This is a genomic window from Cysteiniphilum sp. QT6929 (assembly GCF_030035755.1).
Taxonomy (GTDB): Bacteria; Pseudomonadota; Gammaproteobacteria; order Francisellales; family Francisellaceae; genus Caedibacter; species Caedibacter litoralis.
On the sequence record NZ_CP103983.1, the window covers coordinates 2,470,520 to 2,486,021 of the forward strand.

Genomic DNA, 15,502 nt, shown 5'->3' on the forward strand with positions numbered 1-15,502 from the left:
GCAAAGTATTTTTAATTTTGATTTTTTTGAGGAAAAATGATGTCTGAATTTCTACAGGCGCTAAATAAGCGACGCACATTTGCGATTATTTCGCATCCGGATGCCGGAAAAACTACGTTAACTGAAAAGATGTTGTTATTTGGAAATCTAATTCAATTAGCAGGTACGGTAAAGGGTAAAAAATCAGGTCGTCATGCGACCTCTGACTGGATGGAGCTTGAGAAGCAACGCGGTATTTCAGTCACCACATCGGTGATGCAGTTTCCCTATAATGATTGTGTGGTTAATCTTTTGGATACTCCAGGACATGAGGATTTCTCAGAAGATACCTATCGCACATTAACCGCAGTTGACTCAGCCTTGATGGTTATCGATGGCGTTAAAGGGGTTGAGGCGCGTACCATTAAATTGATGGAAGTGTGCCGCTTAAGAACAACACCAATCATCACCTTTATCAATAAGTTTGATCGTGATACACGTGATCCAATGGAGTTGATGGACGAGGTTGAAGATGTGCTTAATATTCAATGTGCACCGATGACTTGGCCAATTGCTTCAGGTAAGGAGTTTAAAGGAGTTTATCATCTATATAAGGATGAGGTGATTTTATTTGAAACTGGTCACGGTCACCATATTCATAACTATAAAGTAATCAAAGGGTTAGATAATAGCGAACTTGATGCAAAAATTGGATATTTGGCAGATGAGCTAAGAGAACAGGTTGAGCTTGTTAAGGGCGCCAGTCACGAGTTTGATCTTGAGAAATATCGCCGCGGTGAGCTAACCCCTGTATTTTTTGGTACGGCATTGAGTAACTTTGGTATTAAAGAGATGTTAGACACCTTTACCGAATGTGCGCCATCACCAACACCAAGGACGACTGATGTGCGTGAAGTAGTGGCAGATGAAGAACCATTAACCGGCTTTGTTTTTAAAATCCAAGCGAATATGGATCCACAGCATCGTGATCGTATGGCATTTTTTAGAATTTGTTCGGGTAAATATACAAAAGGTATGAAATTGCAGCATGTGCGTATTAATAAGCAGGTGCAAATCTCTAATGCGTTAACTTTTGTCGCTGGTGAGCGTGAATCCCTAGAGGAAGCCTATCCAGGGGATATTATTGGCTTGCATAATCATGGTACGATTCAAATTGGAGATACATTCACGCAAGGTGAAATACTTAAATTCACGGGTGTTCCTAACTTTGCCCCTGAGCTTTTTCGACGTGTGCGTTTAAACGATCCATTGAAGATGAAAGCGCTTTTGAAAGGCTTAATTCAATTATCTGAAGAAGGTGCAACTCAAGTATTTAGACCGTTGAATAATAATGACCTGATTCTTGGCGCGATTGGTGTACTACAGTTTGATGTTGTCGCCCATCGCTTGGAAAACGAATATGGCGTTAAATGCAGTTATGAGCAGGTCAATGTTGTCGCATCGCGCTGGATAGAGGCAAATGACAAGAAAAAACTGGAGCAATTTAAAAATAAATATGCAGATAACTTGGCATTAGATGGTGGTGATCATTTGACTTACTTGGCAACGACGCGTGTTAATCTGCAGATGGCACAAGAGCGCAATCCAGATATTCAATTTCTGGCTACAAGAGAGCACTAAGTATCCCCAACATAAAATTCTCATAAGCTGTATTCCCGTCCACTTAGATTGTGTGGGCGTTGGCTGAGCATAAGTCGAAGCCTCTATAAAGCGCGACTTTCCCAAGCTTACTTGGTGAACACTTTTTGGTGTATTAGGTGAATATTTAGTCTTAGCCAAAAAACAGAAAACAAACAATCGACGAACCACTAGATCTATTCAAGGAGGGAGGAGGGAGGAAGTTGATGCTAGCGACCCGTCGAAAGAGAGCGCCACTATACTAGGGTTTTTGCATGATGAAAAGGTGTTTTTGTAAATATTTACAAAAAATTTACAAATTGGCAATAGCTTAAGCGCTTAGAAAAATGGCAATGCATCTAAACTCAGATCAATACCATTAGCGCGTGCTTGGCGTAACCAGTAGTTTGATTTAAAGAGATTAGTTGACACGCCAATGCCTTTTTTATACATATACGCCAAATAAATTTGAGCTTCGGCATAGTCGTTTTTAGCGGCTTTTTCAATCCAGTAAAAGCCAACAGCAGGGTTTGATTGCACGCCTAACCCTTGAAAATACATTAATCCAAGCTTAAATTGCGCTTCAGCATATCCTGTGGCAGCTGAGTACTGAATATAATCAACTGCTTTATCGATATTGTTACCACCTGATTTACTGATTTGTTTGCTGTATTCAACCCCTTTATCATAGGCAGCTTTTGGACTTAGTCGCGTGTAATTGATAGGCTCATTATCTGAGGTGTCTTTAGCTTTTTCGGGCTTATCATTACTAACGTTAGCTGTATTTTCTAATTTGCTGCTGATAATAGCATGTGCGTTATTATGATAAAGTGCCGTTGTGCCTAGAATAATAGCCAATAGGGCAATGATGGCACCAACCCAAATTGAAAGATGATTTTTAATAAGCTTCATGTATGTTCGCTCCAAACTTCTCGCGAAACATTATGCCTTGCTATGTAAATACTCACAAGCGAATAACGTATTTTCTAGTAAAGTGGCAATGGTCATAGGCCCAACACCACCTGGGACTGGGGTGATAAAAGCGGCATTTTCCAAGGCACTGTCAAAATCAACATCCCCAACAATACTGCCATCATCCAATCGATTGATACCAACATCAATGACCACAGCACCTTTTTTTAGCCAAGACCCGTTGATAAAGTGCGGTTTGCCAACGGCGGCAACTACAATATCCGCGCGTGATAAGTGCTCAGCTAGATCGTTGGTAAAACGGTGACATGTAGTGACCGTCGAACCCGCTAACAAAAGCTCCATTAACATCGGGCGCCCAACGATATTGGAAGCGCCAACGATAACCGCGTGTTTGCCTTTAAAGTTATCAATCACCGATTCAAGTAATGTCATCACCCCTTTGGGCGTGCAGGGGCGCAACAGGGGATTGCGCTGCATCAATTTACCAATATTATAAGGATGAAAACCATCAACATCTTTATCAGGGAGAATGGCTTCAAGCACCTTCTCAGCATTGATGTGCTGAGGCAGTGGCAATTGCACCAATATGCCATCAATCGTTGGATTGTTGTTGAGTTTATTAATGAGGTTGAGTAATTCATCGTTACTAACGTCTTCATTAAGATCATAATTTAAGGATAAAAAGCCAACTTCTTCGCAGGCTTTACGCTTGTTGTTAACATAAATTTGCGAGGCGGGATTGTTGCCAACAATAATTACCGCAAGCCCTGGGATACGTTTTTTTTGCTCTTTTAGTTGATCAACTTGTGATTTGATTTTTAATCTGATTTCTTGCGCTTTTTTTTTGCCGTCAATAATTTGTGCCATAGCATAGGTTCCTGTTTTCTACTTTTTTACTTTACTATTTTTTATAGGCTTAAATTGGTAGTACATGATATACCCATCATAAACCGTTTTACAGAATTTCTTGCTTTGCATTTGCTGCTCCTTTACAAAGTTGAATTTTGGCAATAGCCCTAGCTATTACCTGCAATCCAACTTTGCAAAACCCTCACCAACTGCTTTGCAACTAAATACCGCAAAATGATTTACGATGGGTATGGACAATTCACGTGTTATTTTAAACAACATTTGTTAATGTTCTTGAATCGTACCAAAAGATCGTCTAGTTTAAGCAATAGTGCTTTATATCATTGGTTTTGATGGATGAAAAAACATATTATTTTTGGAATTATTACGGCAATCTTGTTATTGGTGGTTATTTATTTTTTGTTTTTAGCAACTGCTAAGAAAGAGATGAGCTTTCACGTTGAGCCAACAGGGGTAATGATGGCAACGGTTAATGAGCGCAATATTCCGCTATCTGCCAAAGGTACAGGGCTACTGGTTGCGCCAAATACGGTGACACTTAAAGCGCAGATTGCAGGGATTGTTAGCAGTATTGACTTTGTCAGTGGTCAATATGTCAAAGAAGGGCAGTTATTGATGACTTTGGATGACACCAAGCAAATGGCAGATGTAAGCTCTGCATTGGCTGATTTTACAAAATCAGAAGCGCAATATAAGCGTACAGATACTTTGTATAAGGAGAACAATGCTGTCTCACAAAGTGAGCTAGATAATGCCAAGGCAAGCTACATGCAGACAAAGGCGCAATATGATGCGGCATTATACCAGCTATCAAACACTAAAATTGTTGCACCTTTTAGTGGGTATTTGACATTAACGACTTTAGCCAAAGGCAGTTATGTCTCAGCAGGAGACACCTTGGTATCCTTAGTGGATAAGGAGAATCTACAACTGCAATATGCATTACCGGAATCCTATGCCAGTAGTATTAAGCTTGGGCAAACGGTTGATTTTAAAGTCGATGCATTTCCAGGACAGGTCTTTCATGCCAAGGTGGATTATATCTCGCCAGATGTTTCAGACGATAACTTGACCTTTACGGCACGTGCGATTTTTAAAAATACGGATAACCTGCTAAGTCCTGGTATGAGTGTTTATGTCTCACAAATTATCAAAGAAAACAACATGGTATTGGCGGTGCCTGAAAGTGCATTAAGTGCGCAAAGTGGTGGTTTTATCGTCTATGTGATTGTTGAGGGTAAAGCCAAAATGGTGCCCGTGCAAATTGGGCAAATCGATAAAGATTATGTCAGTATTTTAGAGGGCTTAAGTAAAGGGCAAGAGGTAATCGTATCTGCCGAGGGTAATATTTCAGATGGTGTTGCCGTTAAGGTGGAGAAATAAATGAAGCTGCCTGAGATTTGTATTAAACGCCCCGTACTGTCGTTTGTACTTAATGCGATATTGGTATTATGTGGTTTGTTAAGTTTTAGTTATGTTAAGTTGCAATTTGAACCAACGGTGTTTAAACCAGTATTAATGATTCAAACCAATTATCCAGGGGCAAGTGCTGATGTGGTGCAAAAAGATGTCACGCAACAGCTTGTTGCCGCAATTTCAGGGACGGAGAATCTAAGCTACATCGAAGCGACCTCAATGCAAGATCAAAGTCAGATTAAATTGAACTTTGGCAATATTGATCAAGAGAAATTCATTACCGCGCAATCTGAAGTCATGCGTGACATTGCAGGTGTCAATTTGCCGCAAAATGCGCAAACACCGCAGATTAAACAACGTGGTGATGGCTCGCAAGTGATGCTAATTGGTTTTCAAGATAGCAATCGCTCAACGGAAAGCTTAACATCCTATATCAATGATACGATCACCAAGCAATTAGCACAGATTCCAGGCGTTGGTGATGTGCAAGTTTATTCTGAAGGCTCAGCACTACGTATAGAGCTTGATCCCAAGGCAATGGCGATTTTAAAAATTTCAGCCATTGATGTTGTTAATAAACTAGAGCAGCTTAATCGCAATGTCTCAGCGGGACAGCTTATTACCAATAACAATACCTATACGATTAATGTTGATAGCGCATTAGATAGTATCAGTAAATTTGAAAACCTAATCATTGCGAAACATAATGGCAAGCTGATTTATTTAAAACAAATTGCCAAGATATACTTGGGCAATTTATCACTTGCCAACGGTTCCATCAGTATTATTGATGGCAAATCTGGTGTTGTGGTTAATGTCTCTCAAACCAGTGATGCTAACCCGATTGATGTTGCCAATGCCGTTGAAAAGGCCGTTAAACAAATGCAAGGTTCATTGCCGCCGGGCATGAAAGCCAGTGTGCTCTTTAATGTGGCAACCTCATTGAAAGCCTCTTTATATGAAGTTATTAAGACAATTATTGAAGCCATTATCTTGGTATCATTAATTTCTTTATTGTTTTTAGGGCGCTTTAGAGCGGCATTGGTGCCTATTGTCACCTTGCCGGTGTGTTTAATTGGCGTGTTTGTGATTATCTGGCCACTAGGCTTTAGTATCAATATGATGACATTACTTGCCATTGTACTAGCCGTAGGACTTGTGGTTGATGATGCGATCGTTGTCCTTGAGAACTGCTATCGCTATATGCAAAAGGGCTATAATGCGTTTGATGCCGCGATTTTAGGCAGTAAAGAAATTGGCTTTGCGATTATTGGTATGACGATTACGCTAGTTGCTGTCTATATCCCGATTGCCTTTATGAATGATAAATCAGCCGTTTTCTTTCGTGAATTTGCTTTTACCTTGGCTGCGAGTGTTTTAATCTCAGGCTTTGTCGCGTTGACCTTGTCACCGACCATGTGTGCACATACTTTGGGTAAAGCAAAAGAAAGTCGCTATGAGAAATTTGTCACCAAATTGTTTGCAAACTGTGAAAAAGCATATAAAAAATCACTCTATTTCGTGTTACAAGTCCGCTTTTGGGTCATCGCTATTTTTGTAATTTTAATTATTGCAGGGATCGGTTTGTTTCGCTCAATGCCAACAGCATTGCAACCGAATGATACCATTGGCGTGGTTGGTGTCAATATTGTCGGACAAAGTAACGCAAGCTCAGATTTTATCATGCAAAAGTTGGATGAAATCCAAGATAAATTACCCAGTAAGGTGTTTGATCACTCATTTGGTTTTGTTGATACGCAAAGTGGTCAAACCTCAGGGTTTTCAATGAATATCTTAAGAGAGGATCAAGTCACTAATGCTTACAAGGTGGCGCGCGAATTAAATGGAATTATTAAAAATACTCAAGGCATACAAGGTAGTAGTTGGGTATTTCCATTATCAGGGCGTAATCAATCAGGCGATGGTGACATTCAAATGTATATATTGAGTATGGATGATTATCAAACACTTTATAAGAAAGCCAGAAGTTTGGTCACGATGCTTGAAAAATTGCCAACTATTTCACATGCAGGTGTTGGCACTGCAGTAAATAGTGGACAATTTGATATGAATATTAATTATACCAATGCTGCTTTGTTGGACGTTGATCCTGCTAATATCCAAACGATCTTAAATATTATGTTTGGGGGGTGGCAGTTATCGCGTGATTATGAAACCGGAGGTGAGAGCTTCCCCATTTATGTACAATTGCCAAAAAAAGATCTTAAGAGTTTTAATGTGTTAAATCGTTTATATATCAAAACTGATTCAGGTGGTTGGGTGCAGTTAGGACGCTTAGTAAGTATCTCACCAGTGGTAAAAATTCCTTATTTGACGACTTATAACCAAATGCATGCGATGGAAATGGATATTAACTTACAACCAAATGCTTCAATGGGGCAGGTGGTCGAGCAAATCAAGGCAATTACCGAACAACTATTACCCGGTACAAGTTTGGCATTCAAAGGGGATGCCAAAGATATGCTTGAAGGTAATAACAGTATGATTATTATCTTTATTGCGGGGCTTTTATTTATTTATTTGGTGCTTGCTGCATTGTTTGAGAGTTTTATTGATCCATTTATTATTTTATTGACAGTGCCTTTATGTGTGATTGGCGCTTTGCTTGGACTTAAACTCATCGGAGGGACATTAAATATCTATACAGATATTGGTTTAATCACCTTAATTGGATTGGTATCAAAACATGGTGTGTTGATTGTGCAGTTCTCTAATGAGTTATTAGCTAAAGGTGCCTCGTTAAATGAAGCGGTGATCAAAGGAGCCGCAACACGTTTGCGCCCAATTTTGATGACATCAGCGACGATGATTTTAGGCGCTATTCCATTATTATTAAGCACAGGGGTCGGCGAGCATGCCCGCCAGCAAATCGGTATGGTTATTGTTGCAGGATTGTTATTAGGATCACTGTTCTCGTTGTTTATTGTGCCGGTGGCGTATCAATTATTAAAATCCATTAGGACAAATAAACCATCAAAAACTTCTTTGACATTGAACACCGCAAAATGATTTATGAGCGGTATAAATGTGATTGAATTCATTTGTCTGCAACTTGCGCGCTTTTTCATTGTTTTTTAATGATTGATTGGGTACACTCCACTGCGTGTTAATTAATAGAAACTAATATGGAGAACAATATGAAACAAGCGTCAGCACGCCACATCCTCGTTCAAACAGAGGCAGAATGCGAAGCTTTAAAAAAAGAGATTGAAGCAGGTACAGACTTTGCAAAAGCAGCAGCAGAAAAATCACTATGTCCTTCAGGTAGAAATGGCGGTGATCTAGGTTCTTTTGGTCCAGGTCAAATGGTTCCTGAATTTGATAAAGTGGTTTTTTCTGAAGAAGTTGGCAAAGTTCACGGACCAGTTAAAACACAATTTGGTTATCATTTAGTTGAAATCACATCTCGTTCATAATCTTTATTTTTTATAATATTCACTCATTTTATGTTCATATTTATTATTTTTGTCATACCCATCAAGAGAACCTTCAAGACCGTAGTAGCGCATTTTTCTGATTGTATCAAATACAGTACGAAGTTCGTCTAGTTGCCTATTTTTTGGATTACGTAGTAGCTCTAAACATTTGTTTGCTAGTTGGCTAACGTTTGCTGTCTTAGTGCTAAGTTTGGGTGAAAAAAGACACCGTAGAAACTCTCTAATACTATTGGCATTCTCTAGTTTATCAATGGCTTCAACATCTTTATCTGTAATTCTCTGGTATCCTAAGGACCTTTTATTATCAGAGTTAGCATATAATAACTTAGACTTTAGAAAATCTAGCGCAGTAGGTGGAAAAATGGCAACAATCTTGTATTCAATTGAAGTTAGCTTCTCTGACCAATCATTATAATCTTTATTGCATGTATAAAAGACGATAGAAACGTCATAGGAGTAATACCTCTTAGCCAATTGGATCTTCTTCTGAATTTCTTTGATATTCATATTTTCGCCATTTTTTATCTGAATAAAATGTAGATTTGCAACTCCCGAAAATGGGGCTTCTTGATGACTTGGTAAATACTCAAACTCATTGTTGTTCGATTGTTGAATAGAAAATGAAAGCGTACCGTTTTTTATTGATATTTCTAGATAGTTAGATATGGTGCTTAAAGGCTCATTTAAATTATATTTTTTGTAATTGCATTTAAGCATATCCCCCCCCCACTTTTAAGCAGTTGTGTGTGAAGCTTATTATCAGTCTCTGCATACGTTATATTAACGAATTGCTTTTCCTTATTTGTACCTAAAGGTAGGTAGTAATGTTTTATATACTCAATGATTGTCATTTCAATACGTTGTTTATTCCTTTGATTAAGAGAGTACATTTGTCGTGACTTCATTGAGTCAAATACATCATTATTATTACTACCACTATAATTGTTACGCTCTTTGCTAAGCAATTGAACGAAAATATCTACAGGGTTGTGAAAATAAGTGAAGCATTGTTTAAATTGTGCCTCTGAATTTCCAATCCATGTATTTCTATCAAAATGTAAGTGTTGATAATACTCCATATTTAAGAATATATGTCCGTAATAGAATTTATAATGTGGTAACTTGTCTTGTTCTTCACATTCCTTTTCAAGGATAGCTATGTGATCGTCAGTTATTTTTTTAAATTTTTTTGATACTTGCCTCATTCGAATATAATCACTTGTAAAATATAAATAGCTAATAACACGCTCTCTTATATTGTCATTCGGGAGTAGATCTTTACTGGATCCTATATCATGTGGGTTTAAATTAAGTTGACTTTGTTTGTTTTTTGATGAGATTTCGAATAAAAACATAAAAAATATCTTATTTCCTTCTATTGCTTTCCTTATTATATTTTGCCTATAGTCTCACTTGAATTTCTATTGCAAAAATGTAAATTAAATGATTGGGGATGTTTGTTATATAACCATATTGTTGTTGAATTGTAACTTGTAATGTTGGGCTATTGCATTGACTTGGAAATACATTCATTATGCGCCCCATCGATTTGAAGAGTTTGTTATGAGTCAATAAAAGACTTTAATTTGATCTTTATCGGTTATCTTCTGGAATAATAGGTAATGGAGAATAAATGTGAGTCAGGTTTTAACGCAATTAGTTGGATTAGTAAATGATAGTAATGCTGAGCAAATCAATGCATTAATGGCGCAATCTGGTGTCAATGAAATTGCGATAACGCGTAATATGGATTCCGCAGAGCAAGAGCTAAAAGAATTTTTGGTTTCGATGACAGCAGTGATGGCAGAAATGCAAGGGCCTGAAAATTTCTCCAAAGAAATTACAGCTCGTATTAAAGCTAAAATTGATGATGTGATTGATAAGCAGCTAAATGAAGTTATCAGTAATGAGGATTTTAAATATCTTGAGTCAATGTGGTTGTCTCTGAATGATGTTTTTGAGGAAGTAGGTGATCATGATGAGGTTGAGGTTGTACTGCACGAAGTATCAAAAGATGAGTTGATTGATGACTTTGAGCTTAATAGTGCTGACTACACTGGATCAGATTTATTTAAGCGAGTGTATACCAGCGAATATGATCAATATGGTGGTGAGCCTTATTCCTTAGTCGTTGGGATGTTTGATATTGGGCGTCAGCATGAAGATTTATTATTGCTTTCAAATATTGGTAAAGTTTGTGCGGCAGCTCATGCGCCGTTTATCACTAACATTGGTCCGCAGTTTTTTGGTTATGATAGCTTTGAATCATTTGATGAGGTGCGCGATCTTAATGGGCTGTTGAATAGCTCTAAATATGCTGCATGGAATCGCTTTAGGCAAACGGAAGAGGCTGCCTACGTTGGATTAACATTCCCGCGCTATTTGTTGCGTCGACCTTATGCGGAAGATTCGCCTGAGCTTTATGCGAGCAATGCAAGACAAAACTATTCGGTGACTTTTTTTAAAGAGCGCCTACATAATTTGTTTGATAATAAATCCTACCTCTGGGGGGGTGCTTCAGTCCTGTTTGCAAAAAATGTGATTAAATCATTTAAGAAAACAGGCTGGAGCCAATATATTCGTGGACCATTGGGTGGTGGTTTGATAGATGACCTATCCAGTTATGAATTTAATATTTCAGGGTATACGCAAAAAACAGGTAGTGTTGAGTATTTTGTCTCAGATTCTCAAGAGTATGAGTTTTCAAGAGCAGGTTTTATTCCTTTTGTTGGTGATAAGCGTGCTGAAGGCGGGTGCTTTTTTAGTGCGCAATCAGCGCGTGCAGTGCTTGAGGATGAAGATAATCCTGATTTGAGTGAAACCGCACAAGCTAATGCAAATTTAGCTTATACTTTATCGGTCTGTCGGATCGCGCATTATGTCAAGTCAATTGTTCGTGATCGTGTTGGATCAAACTATGATCATAACCATGTGCAAAAATTCTTAAGTGATTGGATTGGTAACTTCGTCACCATTGCGGCTAATCCAAGTGATGTCACCTTGGCTTATTATCCATTCAAAGAGGCCAATGTTGCTGTATTGCCACAAACAGGGCGTCTTGGATGGTATAAGTGTCAGATTGATTTGGTGCCACACGTTCAGTTAGAGGGTATCGATGTCTCAATGCGCCTTGCCACAAAGTTACCAATTACCTTGGATGGCTCAGCTAATGAGGCGGAAAGTGATTCAGCAGAGGCTGAAAATGAGGGTGTTGCGGAATAAGAAATTCTGCGGGGGAGTGTAAATAAAAAAAAGAAAGATCAATTATAACTAAGGAGTTAATTTATGGGTACCAGTGCAAATAGTGTGTCAATAGAGAATAGTCATGTGCAAGTACGAGTGGATAGCAGTGTATTTTTTGATGGACATTCTGGCAGTAATAATAATGCCCATGCCGCTAGAGCGTATATCAAAAGCATGAGCTTTGATGGTGAGTCAGTCTCAGAAAAATTAAAAGGCTATAACGGTGGAAGTGAATTAGGTAATACTGAAGAAGCTGCTATGGTCATTGATTATTTAGAGTTGCCGTTATATAAAATTCTTGCTTACGGTCAGGTTACGTTAAACGGTGTGATGACTTATGCTGAAGGTCAAAAACTGAGTAAGAAGAAAGGGAGTAGTACTAATAAGCCAATGATGTCATTTGAATTGTCTGAGTTTAATGATAAGCAGATTATCTTAGATGCTCAGGAGCTTGATTTTACCAATGGTTTAAGTTGCGATGGTGGAAGTATCAAGGTCACTGCTAAAAAAGAAAATATTGAAATTCATCTGGATGGCGAAGGTAAAAAAGCCTATGTGAGAATCTTAGGGTTCTATTCAACTGATTGCGCAACTACTTTGCATGTGCAGTATATGCAAAAAGATAATAAAGAGTCTTATGACATTAAAGATAAGTAGACTTGCTATCTGGAGTAGGTGATGAGTTATAAACAAAAAATACCCAGCTCTCGCGTCAATATCTCTTATGATATGGTTGGTGTGGATAAGAAAAAGGTCAAAAAGAATTTGCCACTTAAGGTATTAATGTTGGGTGATTTTTCTAATGGCTGTTCTAACGAATCGCAGAAGAATTACTATGACAGAAATATTATCAGTGGTAAGTCGGGTATTAACGCAGTGATGTCAAAACTTAATATGAGTAAAACGATTACAGTTGCAAATCATGTTAATCCATCACATGCAGCGACTTTGGATATTGACCTTAAAATGAATAAAATTGATTGTTTTTCACCAGTGGTTTTAGCGAATAAAATTCCTGAGTTAAGGCGCTTATTGCGCCTTAAGGAAATGATTAGTAATTTTGAATCACTGTTTGATAACAATCGTCATTTTCAGGAAAAGATTCGCGCCATCTTGGGGAGTTCTTCAACTAAAGAGGAGCTTAAAAGTCAATTGACTTGTCTTGGTGACTATCAGGAGCTGTTTAAAGTAAAATCCAAATAGCTTGGGTTGAAACTTAATCATCTTTTCTGCAATTAATATTGTAAGTACCTAAACAATAGTTTTTTGGTAACAATGGATATTCGGGTCAAGCCCGAATCTGACGATGCGTTGTCATTCTCGAACTTTATCCGAAGATCCAAAAAACACCCGATAATATTTGCATAGGCACTTAGCATTTAAAGGAGTATTAAATGAATCATCTAAACTATTGGAGTTTATGGCTTGACGTTATGCGTAAGTTAGATGAACTTCAACAGGAGTTTAAAAATCAACTGCAACCAGAGTTGATTATTACTAAACTTTCACAAGTGCGCGATGAAATGGTTGAAGCGATATCGCATCTAAGGAGATTGGTGGCGGAAACTTATCAGGATGACGTTGAGTTTTATGTCATATTTCCTTTGGCGTGTTATTGTGATGAGCAGATTAATGTGAATCTAGAAAAATTACTGGATTCACATAAATGGCATAGTCTTCAAAATCACTATTATCAGCGTGTTGATGGTGGAGTTTATTTCTTTAGCATGATTGATGATGTTTTAAGTGGTGCAAAGAAAGTACCAGAATTTATTGTATTATCGATGATACTCTTATTAAAAGCAGGGTTTAAAGGAAAATATTATCTAACTAATCAGCATGGCACTAAATTTTATATCGATAAATTAAGTAAATATCTGAATGATAGTTGTATTTCGCGTAAGACCAATAGTTATCTTAAGTTACAAGACAAACTGCAAGATAATCCTTTGCGTGAGCAAGGTATATCAGGAAGGCTAAGGTATATGCGCATTCTCAAGCATTTAAACTATCGCTTTGCATATGGCTTTTTAGGTGCGTCGTTGTTGACTTTACTCACTACCTATGGATATCTCTGGTGGTGTTGATATGGCAGATAAAACGCGCAATAACATCGATGAGACATCGCCGCAGTTCAATGAAGCCTACTTATCGATTGCACCTCTGACAAAAAAAGGTCAAAAGGACATTGATAATCAGATTAAAATTAATGTCAACTACATTGACTGGATTGACTTAAGTTTGCATGCACATGGCTATAAAGGCAGTTTAAAACTGTCGTTATCTGCCTTAAACACATTCAATGATAAACTCAAGTTTCTACACGATGGTGCAGGTTTTATTATTGACTTAAAGCTTATTGCTAAGGATTTAAGGCACTGTGAAAATGATGATGATCTTAGCTATGAACAAACACAGATTGATTTGACTGCGTATAATTTTGGCTGTGCTGAGCAAGGTGCAATAAAACATACATTGACAGATCTATCTTTTCATGAGGTTAATCAAGAAATTGAACTTAACACATCGCGACAAACTTTAGAGCTTAGCTTTTATGATCCATTAACTGCTTATGCGCAATGTATTGCACCCATTTGCCTATATCAACGTATGAGCTATGTTGATGTGTTAAAGCGTATATTATCGCCGATGGCATCAACAATAAACATTGAGTTTTCAGATCAGTGGAAGGCATTAAACGTTATAAAAGATGTGATTAATGTTAACTGTTATCAGCGCTATTTTTATGATTATCTTTTGGAAGTTATTGATCTTTATGGCGGAGTCATATTATTTGACTACCAAACAAAAAAATATTATGTGGAATCAGGTTTTGCTGAATATAGTCAAAATCATACACAGAAAGCTTTTCAGTTAGAAAAATATGATCTCGTACGAATGCAAAATGTCGTGATAGATAATATAAGACAGTTGCAAGGAGAAATGACAATGCTTAACACGCATTTTGTATTACCTCTTAAGCAAACAGCGCAAGCAAGTAATCGCTTGCAAATAAAAGAAGCTGTGCGTGTTAATTTATATCACTCAAGTATTGAGCAAGCCTCAACGGCAACGCAGCAGTTTATCAAGTCACAAGACCAAAAGGTCCAGGCTGTCACTCAGCAGATGAAAATAAGCTTACATGGTTTGCCGACGAGATTATCAGCATTACCCAATACCGAGCTTGATTTATCAGGTAAAGTATTTGACAAAGTGAAGCCAAGTTCATTTAAAAGAGCCGTGGTTTCTACAACTAAAATCAGCTTAAAGTTACAAAGTCCCGAGCAAAGAGTGCCTAGATATGATGATCATGATCCATTGCAGTGGGAAATTGATAAAAAGCATATGCCACGCTTTGATAGTATAACGGAAATGATGCTTACAGATGCTGATGCACCTGTGAGCTATTGTTATGACTATAAGCCTCAGCAATATTATCGTGTTGACGCTAGGGTTGTTGCACAAAGTGATTCGTCAAAAAACACACATGCTTTAGCGTTATATCAAGGAGTTGACGAAAAAGGAGCATCCTATTTAGACGCAGCAAGCTCTAAAGACGATTATTATCAGTTGTCTCCAGTTACACAAGATACCCCCTCCTATCACGTCGAAATTTGTAATAAATCATTGGTTGCAGAGGGCTGTAAAAATCTTTTCCCTGTGTCAATACATTTGCATAGTCATTTTGATCAAGCTTATTTACCGCATCGCAATGGTGCTTATGTACAATTATGCTGTTATTCAGAACATCTTGAAATTGAGCATGTCAAGCGTTCACAAGTCAATCCCCGTGTGTTTGATGATTCTGTGTCAGGTCTTAACCTTGGTCAAAAAAATAACTATCATGTCTTATGTCATGATGCAAAAGAGAATGACTATCTGGAAATTAGTCATCGTGATGAGCAAACAGAAAGTATTATCAGTGTTTATCAGTCAAATTTAAGTTTTATCGTTCAGTCATAGTG

13 protein-coding genes are annotated in these 15,502 nt (G+C 37.8%); 9 read left to right on the forward strand and 4 right to left on the reverse strand.

The annotated features are described in order from the left end of the window. Positions 1-39: 39 nt before the first annotated feature. The gene (locus NYP54_RS10805; RefSeq protein ID WP_283156508.1) at positions 40-1,620 is read left to right on the forward strand and encodes a peptide chain release factor 3; all 1,581 of its coding nucleotides are present in this window, start codon (positions 40-42) and stop codon (positions 1,618-1,620) included. Between the two features lie 336 nt (positions 1,621-1,956). Here NYP54_RS10805 and NYP54_RS10810 read toward each other — a convergent pair whose 3' ends face one another. Both NYP54_RS10810 and folD read right to left on the reverse strand, forming a co-directional pair. Further along, complete coding sequence (locus NYP54_RS10810) at positions 1,957-2,529, reverse strand: tetratricopeptide repeat protein (RefSeq protein WP_283156509.1); 573 nt, start codon at positions 2,527-2,529, stop codon at positions 1,957-1,959. A 30-nt stretch (positions 2,530-2,559) separates the two neighbouring features. Beyond that, a complete protein-coding gene (folD, locus tag NYP54_RS10815; RefSeq protein ID WP_283156510.1) occupies positions 2,560-3,417 on the reverse strand; it encodes a bifunctional methylenetetrahydrofolate dehydrogenase/methenyltetrahydrofolate cyclohydrolase FolD in 858 nt (285 codons plus the stop codon). A 339-nt stretch (positions 3,418-3,756) separates the two neighbouring features. Here folD and NYP54_RS10820 point away from each other — a divergent pair, with 339 nt between their 5' ends. The 3 genes from NYP54_RS10820 (at position 3,757) to NYP54_RS10830 (ending at position 8,273) form a co-directional block, all read left to right on the forward strand. Beyond that, positions 3,757-4,803, forward strand: coding sequence for an efflux RND transporter periplasmic adaptor subunit (locus tag NYP54_RS10820; protein ID WP_283156511.1), 1,047 nt, complete (start codon positions 3,757-3,759; stop codon positions 4,801-4,803). Next, a complete protein-coding gene (locus NYP54_RS10825; RefSeq protein ID WP_283156512.1) occupies positions 4,804-7,866 on the forward strand; it encodes an efflux RND transporter permease subunit in 3,063 nt (1,020 codons plus the stop codon). It begins immediately after the preceding gene. Positions 7,867-7,994: 128 nt separating this feature from the next. Beyond that, a complete protein-coding gene (locus tag NYP54_RS10830) occupies positions 7,995-8,273 on the forward strand; it encodes a peptidylprolyl isomerase (protein WP_117001632.1) in 279 nt (92 codons plus the stop codon). 3 nt (positions 8,274-8,276) lie between these two features. On the opposite strand, the gene NYP54_RS10835 is transcribed toward NYP54_RS10830, so the two are convergent. Next, on the reverse strand, positions 8,277-9,011 hold the full coding sequence (locus NYP54_RS10835; RefSeq protein WP_283156513.1) for a hypothetical protein: 735 nt from the start codon (positions 9,009-9,011) through the stop codon (positions 8,277-8,279). Continuing rightward, a complete protein-coding gene (locus NYP54_RS10840) occupies positions 8,978-9,649 on the reverse strand; it encodes a hypothetical protein (RefSeq protein ID WP_283156514.1) in 672 nt (223 codons plus the stop codon). The genes NYP54_RS10835 and NYP54_RS10840 overlap by 34 nt, the downstream gene beginning before the upstream one ends. A 280-nt stretch (positions 9,650-9,929) precedes the next feature. Here NYP54_RS10840 and tssC point away from each other — a divergent pair, with 280 nt between their 5' ends. The 5 genes from tssC (at position 9,930) to NYP54_RS10865 (ending at position 15,500) form a co-directional block, all read left to right on the forward strand. Next, positions 9,930-11,516 (forward strand): type VI secretion system contractile sheath large subunit, encoded by a 1,587-nt coding sequence (gene tssC, locus NYP54_RS10845; RefSeq protein ID WP_283156515.1) that lies wholly within the window; start codon positions 9,930-9,932, stop codon positions 11,514-11,516. Between the two features lie 63 nt (positions 11,517-11,579). Beyond that, entirely contained in the window at positions 11,580-12,194 is a 615-nt protein-coding gene (locus NYP54_RS10850; protein WP_283156516.1) for a hypothetical protein, read from the forward strand. Positions 12,195-12,215: 21 nt separating this feature from the next. Continuing rightward, positions 12,216-12,740, forward strand: coding sequence for a type VI secretion system contractile sheath small subunit (gene tssB / locus NYP54_RS10855; protein WP_117001627.1), 525 nt, complete (start codon positions 12,216-12,218; stop codon positions 12,738-12,740). A 191-nt stretch (positions 12,741-12,931) separates the two neighbouring features. Continuing rightward, positions 12,932-13,624, forward strand: coding sequence for a DotU family type IV/VI secretion system protein (locus NYP54_RS10860; protein WP_283156517.1), 693 nt, complete (start codon positions 12,932-12,934; stop codon positions 13,622-13,624). Between the two features lies 1 nt (position 13,625). After that, positions 13,626-15,500, forward strand: a complete 1,875-nt coding sequence (locus NYP54_RS10865; RefSeq protein WP_283156518.1) for a hypothetical protein — start codon at positions 13,626-13,628, stop codon at positions 15,498-15,500. Positions 15,501-15,502 lie beyond the last annotated feature (2 nt).

Bases quoted from the DNA above. Each gene is read 5' to 3' on its own strand.
- NYP54_RS10830 (WP_117001632.1), top strand. From the start codon at position 7,995: ATGAAACAAGCGTCAGCACGCCACATCCTCGTTCAAACAGAGGCAGAA.
- NYP54_RS10805 (WP_283156508.1), top strand. From the start codon at position 40: ATGTCTGAATTTCTACAGGCGCTAAATAAGCGACGCACATTTGCGATT.
- NYP54_RS10840 (WP_283156514.1), bottom strand. From the start codon at position 9,649: ATGTTTTTATTCGAAATCTCATCAAAAAACAAACAAAGTCAACTTAAT.
- NYP54_RS10810 (WP_283156509.1), bottom strand. From the start codon at position 2,529: ATGAAGCTTATTAAAAATCATCTTTCAATTTGGGTTGGTGCCATCATT.
- NYP54_RS10825 (WP_283156512.1), top strand. From the start codon at position 4,804: ATGAAGCTGCCTGAGATTTGTATTAAACGCCCCGTACTGTCGTTTGTA.
- tssB (WP_117001627.1), top strand. From the start codon at position 12,216: ATGAGTTATAAACAAAAAATACCCAGCTCTCGCGTCAATATCTCTTAT.
- NYP54_RS10850 (WP_283156516.1), top strand. From the start codon at position 11,580: ATGGGTACCAGTGCAAATAGTGTGTCAATAGAGAATAGTCATGTGCAA.
- NYP54_RS10835 (WP_283156513.1), bottom strand. From the start codon at position 9,011: ATGCTTAAATGCAATTACAAAAAATATAATTTAAATGAGCCTTTAAGC.
- NYP54_RS10865 (WP_283156518.1), top strand. From the start codon at position 13,626: ATGGCAGATAAAACGCGCAATAACATCGATGAGACATCGCCGCAGTTC.
- NYP54_RS10860 (WP_283156517.1), top strand. From the start codon at position 12,932: ATGAATCATCTAAACTATTGGAGTTTATGGCTTGACGTTATGCGTAAG.
- folD (WP_283156510.1), bottom strand. From the start codon at position 3,417: ATGGCACAAATTATTGACGGCAAAAAAAAAGCGCAAGAAATCAGATTA.
- NYP54_RS10820 (WP_283156511.1), top strand. From the start codon at position 3,757: ATGAAAAAACATATTATTTTTGGAATTATTACGGCAATCTTGTTATTG.